Annotated in this window: 9 protein-coding genes; 4 read left to right on the forward strand and 5 right to left on the reverse strand. The window is 67.2% G+C overall.

Going from position 1 to position 11210, the window contains the following annotated elements; genetic code table 11:
- Window positions 1-218: 218 nt before the first annotated feature.
- Together epsC and QZ609_RS19455 are read right to left on the reverse strand one after the other, a co-directional pair.
- Window positions 219-1196, reverse strand: a complete 978-nt coding sequence (gene epsC, locus QZ609_RS19450; RefSeq protein ID WP_295498276.1) for a serine O-acetyltransferase EpsC — start codon at window positions 1194-1196, stop codon at window positions 219-221.
- Window positions 1197-1248: 52 nt separating this feature from the next.
- On the reverse strand, window positions 1249-1773 hold the full coding sequence (locus QZ609_RS19455; RefSeq protein WP_295498278.1) for a rhodanese-like domain-containing protein: 525 nt from the start codon (window positions 1771-1773) through the stop codon (window positions 1249-1251).
- Between the two features lie 230 nt (window positions 1774-2003).
- On the opposite strand from QZ609_RS19455, the gene QZ609_RS19460 reads away from it, so the two are divergent.
- The 4 genes from QZ609_RS19460 to QZ609_RS19475 all read left to right on the forward strand — a co-directional run bounded on the left by QZ609_RS19460 (window position 2004) and on the right by QZ609_RS19475 (window position 7633).
- On the forward strand, window positions 2004-3422 hold the full coding sequence (locus QZ609_RS19460) for a PLP-dependent aminotransferase family protein (protein WP_295498281.1): 1419 nt from the start codon (window positions 2004-2006) through the stop codon (window positions 3420-3422).
- A gap of 250 nt (window positions 3423-3672) precedes the next feature.
- Window positions 3673-4413 (forward strand): gluconate 2-dehydrogenase subunit 3 family protein, encoded by a 741-nt coding sequence (locus QZ609_RS19465; RefSeq protein ID WP_295498283.1) that lies wholly within the window; start codon window positions 3673-3675, stop codon window positions 4411-4413.
- A 10-nt stretch (window positions 4414-4423) separates the two neighbouring features.
- Window positions 4424-6199 carry a GMC family oxidoreductase gene (locus QZ609_RS19470; protein WP_295498285.1) on the forward strand — a complete coding sequence of 592 codons (1776 nt, stop codon included), beginning with the start codon at window positions 4424-4426 and terminating at the stop codon, window positions 6197-6199.
- Window positions 6200-6211: 12 nt separating this feature from the next.
- Window positions 6212-7633 carry a cytochrome c gene (locus QZ609_RS19475; protein ID WP_295498287.1) on the forward strand — a complete coding sequence of 474 codons (1422 nt, stop codon included), beginning with the start codon at window positions 6212-6214 and terminating at the stop codon, window positions 7631-7633.
- 73 nt (window positions 7634-7706) lie between these two features.
- Here QZ609_RS19475 and QZ609_RS19480 read toward each other — a convergent pair whose 3' ends face one another.
- The 3 genes from QZ609_RS19480 to QZ609_RS19490 all read right to left on the reverse strand — a co-directional run.
- Entirely contained in the window at window positions 7707-8930 is a 1224-nt protein-coding gene (locus QZ609_RS19480) for an MFS transporter (RefSeq protein WP_295498290.1), read from the reverse strand.
- A 60-nt stretch (window positions 8931-8990) separates the two neighbouring features.
- Window positions 8991-9824: a ThiF family adenylyltransferase gene (locus QZ609_RS19485; protein ID WP_295498293.1), complete on the reverse strand. Its 834-nt coding sequence runs from the start codon at window positions 9822-9824 to the stop codon at window positions 8991-8993.
- Between the two features lie 35 nt (window positions 9825-9859).
- On the reverse strand, window positions 9860-11210 hold a 1351-nt coding region (locus QZ609_RS19490), incomplete at its 5' end, for an MFS transporter (protein ID WP_295498296.1).

The raw sequence follows: 11210 nt of genomic DNA on the forward strand, positions 1-11210 counted from the left end.
TGCAGCAGGTGCACCAGCCAGCGCGGGCTGAGGGTGGACAACTGCGGAACGGTCTTGGTCGCGTTCGCCAACTGGCGCGCGGCGGTATCGCCCAGCGCCGTGCGCACGTCAAAGGTATCTGCTTCTGCCATGCAATGACTCCCAACTTCACTCGAAAGAGCACCCCGCTTTGCAGGAGGGGCGCGGTGGAAAAAAACGGGGGATGCGTGTGTGATGGATCAGCGCGCGGCGGCCGCCTCGCTGCGCACCTGCGGTGCATCGCTCTGTACGTTGGCCTGTGTGACAGTGCTCCCAGGCGGCACACTGCGCGTAAGCCAAACGTTGCCGCCAATGGACGAACCGCGCCCGATGGTGATGCGCCCGAGGAGGGTCGCGCCGGCATAGATGACGACGTCGTCTTCCACCACCGGATGGCGCGGTGCACCCTTCTCCAGGTGCCCCTCCGCATCGGCGGAGAAGCGCTTGGCGCCCAGCGTCACGGCCTGGTAGATGCGCACGCGCTCGCCGATCACGGCGGTCTCGCCGATCACCACGCCGGTGCCGTGGTCGATGAAGAAGCCGCTGCCGATCTGCGCGCCGGGGTGGATGTCGATGCCGGTGTCGGCATGCGCGGTCTCGGCCACCATGCGCGCGAGCAGCGGCAGCCCGGCCTGGTACAGGTGATGCGCGATGCGGTGGTGGATGACAGCGAGGATGCCGGGGTAGCACAGCAGCACCTCGTCGACGCTGCGCGCGGCCGGGTCGCCGTGATAGGCGGCCAGGACGTCGGTGTCGAGCAGGCGGCGCAGCGCCGGCAGGGCCGCTGCGAAATCGCGGACCAGCTGCACGGCCTCGGCTTCCAGATCGCGCTCATGGGTGCCCTGCTGGCGGGCGGCGTAGCGCAGCTCCAGCCGGGCCTGCGTCACCAGCGCATTGAGCGCCGCGTCAAGCGTGTGGCCGACGTAGAAGTCTTCGCTCTCCTCGCGCAGCTCGGTGGGCCCGAGGCGCATGGGGAACAGCGCACCGCGCAGTGCCTCCAGGATCTGCCGCACGGCTTCACGCGAAGGCAGTTCGCGGCCGGTGGCCTCGGTGCGGCCGTGGCGCACGCGCCAGTCGGCCCGCGCCGCGCGCAGTTCGTTGACGATGCGGTCCAGTTGCCAGCCTGGGTCCTGCACAGGCGCAGGCGCAGGCCGCCCCGCGATGACGCTTTCGCTCATCGTCGCTCCCCTTGTTCAATGCGTTGGTTTTGGTCTGGTTGCGGCGCGGTGTTCAGTCCTGCTGCCAGGGCAGGCCCCAGCGGCGCCAGCCACCGGATTCGCCGCGCTGCTGCAGCGCGTCGAGGTCGCCCTCGAAGCCTTCGAGCACGTTGAAGACGTTGGCGAAACCGGCCACCGTGGCCGCTTCCGCAGCGGCGGCCGAACGCTTGCCACTGCGGCACAGAAGCAGCACCACCGCATGCTTGGGTGCCACCTTCTCCAGCTCGCGCAGGAAGCGCGGGTTCTTGATCAGGGCCGGGCCGGTCTGCCAGGCGACGTGCGCGGTGCCGGGCACACGGCCTACGTATTTGCGTTCCTCGGCGGTACGCACGTCAACGAGCACGGCCTCGCCACGGCTCACAAGCGCCCAAGCCTCCGCCGGTGTCAGACCGCCCGCATAGCGCAGGCCCCGTGCCGTGGCCTGTGCGCGCGCACGCCCGATCAGCGCGTCGGACGACGTGGACAACACGCTGTCGAGCACGGCCTGGACGGCCGGATCGCGCACAGGTGCAAGGGCATGAACGGTGGTGACAGACATCGGACCTCCGGCTAGGCAACAGTGAGTGATGGACAAGCCCACTCTAGCCGTGGGTGATATTTGATAAAACGAATAAAACCGCCCTTCGATGGATGCCAACCGCATAAGCCCGCGGCAGCGCGGCGGTTTGGTGGCCGACCACCCGTTGCACGACAGCTCGCTACAATACGAACACTCACGAACAGTTCCGCTCAACTGTTCTGCATCCTTCACCGCGAGGCTGCCCCGCCATGAAACTGCTGATCGACGCCACCACCCGCGTTCCCCTTGCCGACCAGATCGTGGCCGGCGTGCAGGCGTGGATCCGCGACAACGACGTGCGGCCCGGCGCCAAGCTGCCGTCGATCCGACAGTTGGCCGCCGAATACGGCATCAGCCGGTTTCCCGTGATCGAGGCGTACGACCGGCTGGTGTCGCTCGGCCTGCTGGACTCGCGCCACGGCTCGGGCTTCTACGTGGCCGAAAGCGGCCTGACCGGCCGGGGCGGACGCGGCTGGTCCGACCCGCGCCGGGCAGAGATCGAATCCGACCACATCCTCGAACAGTTCAGCTACCCCGACGCCACGCTCAAGCTCGGCGGCGGCTTCGTGCCCGCCGACTGGCGCGACATGGCCGGCCTCACGCAGGCCATCCGCCAGGTCTCGCGCACCGACGTGGAGGCGGTGATCGACTACGCCATGCCGCTGGGCAACCCCGCGCTGCGCCACCAGATCATGATGCGCGCGCGCCAGCTCGGCATCCAGGCGGAGCTGCCCAACGTCCTGATGACGGTGGGCGCGAGCCAGGCCATCGACCTCGTCATCCGCCACCTGCTCAAGCCGGGCGACACGGTGTTCGTGGAAGACCCCGGCTACTACAACGTGTTCGGGCTGCTGCGGCTGCACGGCGTGAAGCTGGTCGGCATCCCGCGCACGGCCGACGGCCCCGACGTGGACGTCACCGAAGCCATGCTGCGCGAGCACCGGCCCAAGCTGTTCTTCATCAACAGCGTGTTGCACAACCCGACCGGCTCGGTGCTGTCGCCGCCGGTAGCGTTCCGCCTGCTGGAGTTGGCGCGGCGGCACGGCTTCCTGTTTGTGGAAGACGACATCTTTGCCGACATCCAGGGCGACCCCACCGCGCGGCTGGCAACGCTGGATCAGCTCGAGCACGTGATCTACGTGGGCGGGTTTTCCAAGACGGTGTCGGCGTCGCTACGCGTGGGCTACCTGATTGCGAAGCGCGAGCTGGTGCAAGACCTGACCGACGTGAAGATGCTGACCAGCGTGGGCGGCTCGCGCTTTGCCGAGGCCGTGGTCGCTACGCTGCTCGAGCGCGGTGCGTATCGCAAATACGTGGAGCGGCTGCGCCAGCGCATCGGCGATTCGGTCATCGCCTCGCTCGACGTGCTCGCCGATGCCGGTTGGGAGGTGTTCCACCATCCGCCCGGCGGCAACTTCCTGTGGGCACGCGTGCCGCATGTGGAGGATTCGCGCGAGCTGGTCGCCGCAGCGCAGCGGCACGGCGTGACGCTCGCCCCAGGCAACTACTTCCGACCCAACATGGAGGTGTCGCCGTGGGTGCGTGTCAACACGGCCTACACCGGCGAGGCGCGGGCGATGGCGTTCCTGCAGGAAGCCGGACGGCGGCCTGCGCGCAAGCGGGCTTGACCCCGGTTGAACGACACCGCCATCGCGCTCGGCCAGCAGATGTGCGCATTTGTCGTCGACATGTGAACTCTGTTGCAGCGAGCCGCGTTTCTTAGCCTAAGCCCGCCCCAACCGCCACCGGAAACCAGCGCAACACCTGTTAAATTGGGTTGCATCACCGCGTGGAGCGGGGGTTCTCCGGTAGTTTTGTCGTGTGATTGCCCACACATCGGATTCGATGCTCACGGCAATGTCCCTACAAAACCCCACCATGAAAACCCCCAAGTCCCCCGCAGCCGATGCGCCGCGTGGCCGGCGCAACTTCTTGCGCCAGTCCATCGCCATCGTGCCGTTGTCGGCGCTGGCCGCCTGCGAATCGCGCACCGGCACGCCCTCCGCCCCGCAAAGCGCCGCGCTATCGGCAGCACCGCCCTCCACCGCCAAGCCGCGCTTCTTCACCGAAGAGGAATGGGCCTTCGTGCGCGCCGCGTGCGACCGGCTGATTCCCGAAGACGAGACCGGCCCCGGCGCCCTGTCGCTCGACGTGCCGGTGTTCATCGACCGCCAGCTCGAGGGTGAATTCGGCCACGCTGCGCGCTGGTACATGCAGGGCCCGTTTTTCGAAGCACCGGCCACGCTCGGCTACCAATCCAAGCTGACCCCGCGCGAGTCATACCGCCTGGGCATCGCGGCGGTGGATGCGCACTGCAAGACCCACTACGGCAAGCGCTTTGCCGATACCTCGCACGAGCAGCAGGAGAACGTGCTGTTCGCGCTCGAGGGCGGCAAGCTGACTTTCGAACAGGTCAGCGGCCGCGATTTCTTCAACTTCCTGCTCGAGAACACCCGCGAGGGCTACCTGGCCGATCCGATGTACGGCGGCAACCGCAACATGGGCAGCTGGAAGATGATCGGCTTCCCCGGCGCGCGGGCCGATTACGCCGACTGGGTCAGCCGCCACGGCGAGGCCTATCCGCTCGGCCCCGTGAGCGTCGAAGGTCAACAGGGCTAAGGGGCGCGACATGACAATCAAGAAAAAACCCGTCAACGCGGTGCTGGTCGGCTTTGGCTGGACCGGCGCCATCATGGGCATGGAGCTGACCTCCGCCGGGCTGGACGTGGTCGCGCTGGAGCGCGGCGAATCCCGCGACACCTACCCCGATTTCGCCTATCCGCGCATCGCCGATGAGCTGGCCTACGGCATCCGCTACAAGCTGTTCCAGAACCTCGCGCGCGAGACCGTCACCGTCCGCCACAACGTGGGCGATCGCGCGGTGCCTTATCGCCAGCTCGGCTCCTTCCTGCCGGGCAACGGCGTGGGCGGTGCGGGCGTGCACTGGAACGGCGCGCACTGGCGCGTGCTGCCCGAAGAGCTGCGCCTGCGCAGCCACGTGATCGAGCGCTACGGCCGCAAGTTCATCCCCGAGGGCATGACCATCCAGGACTTCGGCGTCAGCTATGAAGAGCTGGAACCGTACTTCGCGCACTTCGAGCGCGTGGCCGGTGTATCGGGCAAGGCGGGCAACCTGAATGGCGAGATCATCGCCGGCGGCAACCCGCTGGAGGGCCGCCGTTCGAGCGAATTCCCACTGCCGGCGCTGGCCGATGTGTACGGCGCCTCGATGTTCGCCAAGGCGGCGAAGGAACTCGGCTATCACCCGTTCTCGATGCCGGCGGCCAATGCCTCGCAGGCCTACACCAACCCGTACGGCGTGCAGATGGGGCCGTGCAACTTCTGTGGCTACTGCGAGCGCTTCGGCTGCTTCAACTACTCCAAGGCATCGCCGCAGACCACCATCCTGCCGGTGCTGAAGAAGCGGCCCAACTTCGAGCTGCGCACACAGTCGCAGGTGATCCGCGTCAACCTCGATGCGTCCGGCAAGCGCGCCACTGGTGTCACCTACATCGACGCCCAGGGCCGCGAGGTCGAGCAGCCGGCCGACATGGTCATCCTGTGCTCGTTCCAGATGAACAACGTGCGCCTGTTGCTGCTGTCGGGCATCGGCAAGCCCTACAACCCGGAAACGGGCGAAGGCGTGGTCGGCAAGAACTACGCGTACCAGATGATGGGCGGTGTCTCGGCATTCTTTAACGAAGACGTGCCGATCAACCCGTTCATCGGCGCCGGTGGCGGCGGCCAGGTCATCGACGATTTCAACGGCGACCACTTTGACCACGCCCCCCACAACTTCATCGGCGGCGCGTATGTGATGGTCAACCAGACCGGCGGCCGGCCGATCCAGCAGACCACGCTGCCACCGGGCACACCGGCCTGGGGCAAGGGCTGGAAGCAGGCCATCAAGAAGCACTACGGCCACACCGTCAACATCGCCACGCATGGTTCGGTGATGTCGTATCGGGACAACTACTTCGACCTCGACCCGACCTATCGCGACGCCTACGGCCAGCCGCTGCTGCGCATGACCTTCGACTGGAAGGACAACGACATCCGCATGACGCAGTACATCACCAACAAGGTGGCGGACATCGGCCGCGCGATGAACCCGGCGTCGATCGCCATCAGCGCCAAGCAGTTCGGCGAGCATTACGACGTGCGCCCCTACCAGACCACCCACACCGTGGGCGGCGCGGTGATGGGCGAGCGCCCCGACAGCAGCGTGCTCAACCGCTACCTGCAGAGCTGGGACGTGCACAACGTGTTCGTGATGGGTGCGTCGGCCTTCCCGCAGAACATCGGCTACAACCCGACCGGGCTGGTCGGCGCGCTGGCGTACTGGTCGGCGCGCGCGATCCGCGAACAGTATCTGAAGCACCCCGGCCCGCTGGTGCAGGTGTAAGCGAGGCCCGACATGAACAAGACGATCCAACGATTCACTGTGGGCGGTGCGGCGCTGGCGCTGGCAGCCGGCCTCGCCGCATGGGGCTTGCAGGCCACCGCGCAATCCGCTGACGCCTCCGCACTCACCGCTGCCATGCCGGCCGGCACGGACGCCCAGTTCATCAAGCGTGGCGAATATCTCGCGCGTGCAGGTGACTGCGTGGCCTGTCACTCGGCGCCGGGCGGCAAGCCCTTTGCCGGCGGCCTGCCGATGAACTCGCCGTTCGGCACGATCTACTCGACCAATATCACGCCTGACCCGACCCACGGCATCGGCCGCGACAGCTTCGAGGATTTCGACAAAGCGGTACGCCACGGCATCCGCCGCGATGGCAAGCCACTGTATCCGGCCATGCCCTATCCGTCATTCGCCAAGATCACGACGGACGACATGCGCGCGCTGTATGCGTACTTCATGCATGGCGTGGCGCCGGTGGCCGAGCCCGACAAGCGCGATCACCTGATGTGGCCGGCCAACCTGCGCGTCGCCATCCATGCGTGGAACTGGCTCTTTACGGAAGCCGGCGAATATCAACCGGACCCGGCGCAAGATGCGCAGTGGAACCGCGGCGCCTACCTCGTGCAGGGTCTCGGCCATTGCGGCGCCTGCCACACGCCGCGCGGCATCGCCGAGCAGGAGAAAGCGCTGTCGAACAAGGACGGCGCCCACTACCTGGGCGGCGCGTCGCTCGACAACTGGTATGCCCCGACGCTGGCCGGCAATCTGCCGACCGGCCTGAAGGATTGGGCACCCGAGCAAATTGCGCAGTACCTGAAGACCGGCCGCACCGAGAAAACCGCCGTGTTTGGCGCGATGGCCGACGTGGTGCAGAACAGCACGCAGTACATGACCGATGCCGACCTGCATGCCATCGGCGTCTACCTGAAGTCGCTGACGGGCAAGGCGGATACCACCGACCATGCCGCAGTCGCCATGGCAGCCACGGCCAAGCCGGATGCCAATGCGGTCGACCCGGCCACGGCGGCGCTGCGTGCGGGCAATCTGCAGGCGGTCGGCGCGCGGCTGTACGTCGACAACTGCGCAGCCTGCCACCGCTCCGACGGCAAGGGTGCGTCCAAGACGTTCCCGGCACTGGCGGGCAACCCAGTAGTGATTGGCAACGACCCGACCTCGCTGATCCACATCGTGCTCAAGGGCGGCGCCATGCCCTCCACCGAGCACGCTCCGACCGCGTTGGCGATGCCGGACTTCGCCTGGCGCTTGACCGACCAGCAGGTGGCCGATGTGCTGACCTTCATCCGCGGCAGCTGGGGCAACCAGGCACCGGCGGTGTCCGCCCAGGCGGTGGAGCGCTTGCGCAAATCGACCGACGCTGATCCGGCGGGCAAACCGATCGTCAGCGCGCAAAGCGCATCGACGGCGGCGCATTGAGCCGAGCCCCGGCAGGGCATGGCGGTGCGGCAGGTTTGCCGACCGCCCTGGCCATGCCCATGCCGCGGGTGCCCTACTCAGACTGAACGGGCATCCCCCGTGCGGGCAACGCGGACGGCGCCGCGTGGCTGAGTTTCGGCAACCAGCCGAACGCAATGCCCGCCAATACTGATCCGGCGATGAGCATCGGCACCACCATCGGCCAGGCGCCGAAGCGGTAGTGCGGATCGACAAAGGCCGCGGCCGTCTGCCCCATGCAGAAGGCGGCAAACATCATGATGAAGCCGGACCACGACACCGCGCGCGCCGCGAGGTGCGGCAGACCGCCCACCACATTGGCCTGCCCACAAGGCTGGTGGATACCGTGCCCCAGGCAATACACCCCATGGCCCAGCAGCAGCGGCCAAGCGTGACCGGGCAACCACCAGCAGCCCAGCGCCTGGATGACGGCCCCCGCGAGACTCAGCATGGCGCCCTGTCGCACGGTGCGCAGCACGCCCTGGCGGCGCAGCAGGCGCCGGCAGCCGATGGTGCTCACGATGTAGACCAGCGAGCCGCCGGCGGGTATCCAGCCGTACAGCTGCGGCGACAGGCCCAGGTAGCCGATGTAGACCATCGGCGAGAGCAGCAGAAAGCAGAAGACGCCTGCATAGGTCGTGGCGGCCAACAGCGCCCATGTCCGAAACTCCGCGCTCGCAAAGATTTCGCGCACGCCACCTGGCGGCATCTGCGTTGCGGGCGCCTCCTGTTTGCTTTCCGCAAAGCCACGCCAGCACATCACCCACAGCACAAGCGCATACAGGCTCATGCCTGCAAGCACCCAGCGCCAACCCGCATGCTGCGCGACGTAGGCACCGAGGATCGGCGCGACCAGGGCGACCATGCCCAACCCCGTGAGGCCACGCGCCATCACATGCGGACCATCGCTGGCCGAGTGCAGGTCGCGCACCGCCGCGCGTGTGCACACCAGGATCGCCGCCATCGCAAACCCCTGCAGCGCGCGTGCCGCGGTCAGCATGAGCGTACTCATCGCCAGCGCTCCGGCCAGCGCCGCCACGGCGTAGCCGGCCAGACCGGCCAGCAGCACCGGCCGGCGGCCAAAGCGGTCGGCCAGACTGCCCATCGGCAACTGTCCAATGCCGAAGGCCAGCGCGAACACGGTCAGGCTGGAGCTGGCCGAGCCCAGCGCGGCAGCGATCGCGGGCAACGCCGGCAGGTAGCTGTCGGTCGCCACCGGCTGCGCCGACAGCAGGAACGGCAGCAGCAGTGCGAAGCTCAGGGGCGCGCGGCGGATCATGCGTGTCGATCCACGAGCAGACGTTTCATATGTCACAAGACCCCAACCTCATGGACGCACTCAGTACGCGATGGCCGCCGTCCGGCGCAACTCTTCCGCAGTCGCGCTGCCGAAGCCGAAGAATTCCAGATAGGCCGGAATCATCTCGAACAGCATGTCGGTGCCCACCTGGACTTCGCAGCCCTTGTCGCGAGCCGCGCGCAGCAGCGGCGTGTACTCCGATTTCATCACCACCTCGCCAACGAAGCAGCCGGGTGCGATGCGGGCGATGTCGAACGGCAGCGGATCGTCCTCCTTCATGCCCATCGGCGTGGCGTTGACCACGACCTCGAAGCCATCGGGATCGTTGGAGCCGGTGCGTACCGTCAGCGCCGGATAGTGCTCGCGCAGCCGCTGCGCCAGCCCCTCGGCCGATTCGGCGCGCGTGTCATACAGCGCCAGCTCGCCCACGCCGGCGGCGGCCAGTGAGGCGGCAATGGCCGAGCCCACCCCGCCTGCGCCAGAGACCAGCACGCGCGCGCCCTTGAGGGTCCGCCCCTTGTTCAGCACGCCGCGCACGAAGCCGGCACCGTCGAACTGGTCGCCCAGCAGCGTGCCGTCTGGGCGCTTGAGCACCGCATTGCAGGCACCGGCGATGCGCACAGCGGGGGTGACCTCGTCCACCAAGTCCACGGTGACCACCTTGTGCGGCATGGTCACCAGCGCGCCGCGCAGGTTGGTGAAGCGGGTGATCGCCGCCAAGCTCTGCGCATAATCTTCAGCCTTGACGCCCATGGGCACCACGACGGCGTCGATGCCCTTCTGCTCGAACCAGGGGTTGTAGATCATCGGCGACTTGAAGGTCTCGGTCGGATAGCCGATGTGTGCAATGAGGGTGGTCTTTCCAGAAATCATGGTCAGGAGATGGTCTCTCGGATGGCGCCTGGCACTCACGCGGCCAAGGCCACGGCCCGCTGGCGATCGTACTCGGCCTTGTCTACCGGCTGTGCGCTGGGCTGGCCCAGATCGTTCATGTGGATGCGATAGGTCTCGCGGGCGGTGAGCGCGGCCAACGCGGCGATCACGGTAATGCCGAAGGCGATGGCACCCACGGTCAGCCAGATGTTGTCGGCACCGGGGGGCGCCACGGCCGTGAAGAGGGCCGGCAGCATCGCCGTGATGGCGGTGCCGACGTTCTGCGCGATCGCCATGGCGGAGACGCGGGTGCGGGTCGGGAACAGCTCGGGGTAGAAGCTCGGAAACACCGCGTTGTAGCCCTGGTAGACCACGCCCCACATCAGCAGCGACATCACGAACGCGAACGGCACGTTCTTGATGCTGATCGCGTAGAGGTAGGCGAAGGCGAACAGGCCGGCGAGCAGCGAACCGAGGATGATCGGCGGCTTGCGGCCGATCCGGTCGGACAGGTCACCGACGTAGGGGATCACCAGCACCGCCACGATGTTGCCGACCACCGGAATCCACAGGTAGACGTCCTTGGCGAAGCCGACGCCGTACGCCGGCTGCACCGCATACGCCGCGCCAAAGATGGTGGCCACCACCGGGATCACGTTCATCAGCGCCATGCACACCACACGCAGCATGTCGGGCGTGCTGTACTTGAAGGCATCGACGACGGGCGACCGGGCGCGCCCCTGCTGCCGCAGTTCTTCCTTGAAGGCCGGCGTCTCGTGCACCTCGCGGCGGATGATCCAGCCGGCGATGATGACCACGAAGCTCAGCAGGAAGGGAATGCGCCAGCCCCAGCTATTGAACTGCTCGACCGGCATGTAGTGGGCCAGCGGTAGGAACACGGCGGCCGCCAGAATCTGCCCCGCCTGCACACCCTGCAGCGTGAAGCTGGCGAAGAAACCGCGCCGGCCAAAGGGGGCATGCTCCAGGATCATTGAACTGGCGCCGGAGATCTCGCCCGCCACTGCAAAGCCCTGGATCAGGCGCAGGAGCACCAGCAGCGCCGGGGCCATCAGCCCGACCTGGTCATAGGTGGGCAGCAGGCCCACGCCGATGGTCGAGAAACCCATCATGAACATGCACCAGAGCAGCACGTTCTTGCGCCCATGCGTGTCGCCAAGGTGGCCCAGCACGAAGGCGCCGATGGGCCGCGCGACGTAGCCCACGCCGTAGGTGGCCAGCGAGGCGATGATGGCGGTCTTCGGGTCGCCCTTCGGGAAGAAGATCTGCGGGAAGATCAGCGCCGCCGCGGTGGCGTAGATGAAAAAGTCGTAGTACTCGAGTGCCGAGCCGATCCAGCCGCTGGCGGCGGCTTTCTTCGACTGGTGC

Origin of the sequence: uncultured Ralstonia sp., from assembly GCA_913056305.1 — a bacterium.
Classification (GTDB): Bacteria; Pseudomonadota; Gammaproteobacteria; order Burkholderiales; family Burkholderiaceae; genus Ralstonia.

Bases quoted from the DNA above. Each gene is read 5' to 3' on its own strand.
- epsC (WP_295498276.1), bottom strand. From the start codon at position 1,196: ATGAGCGAAAGCGTCATCGCGGGGCGGCCTGCGCCTGCGCCTGTGCAG.
- QZ609_RS19455 (WP_295498278.1), bottom strand. From the start codon at position 1,773: ATGTCTGTCACCACCGTTCATGCCCTTGCACCTGTGCGCGATCCGGCC.
- QZ609_RS19460 (WP_295498281.1), top strand. From the start codon at position 2,004: ATGAAACTGCTGATCGACGCCACCACCCGCGTTCCCCTTGCCGACCAG.
- QZ609_RS19465 (WP_295498283.1), top strand. From the start codon at position 3,673: ATGAAAACCCCCAAGTCCCCCGCAGCCGATGCGCCGCGTGGCCGGCGC.
- QZ609_RS19470 (WP_295498285.1), top strand. From the start codon at position 4,424: ATGACAATCAAGAAAAAACCCGTCAACGCGGTGCTGGTCGGCTTTGGC.
- QZ609_RS19475 (WP_295498287.1), top strand. From the start codon at position 6,212: ATGAACAAGACGATCCAACGATTCACTGTGGGCGGTGCGGCGCTGGCG.
- QZ609_RS19480 (WP_295498290.1), bottom strand. From the start codon at position 8,930: ATGATCCGCCGCGCGCCCCTGAGCTTCGCACTGCTGCTGCCGTTCCTG.
- QZ609_RS19485 (WP_295498293.1), bottom strand. From the start codon at position 9,824: ATGATTTCTGGAAAGACCACCCTCATTGCACACATCGGCTATCCGACC.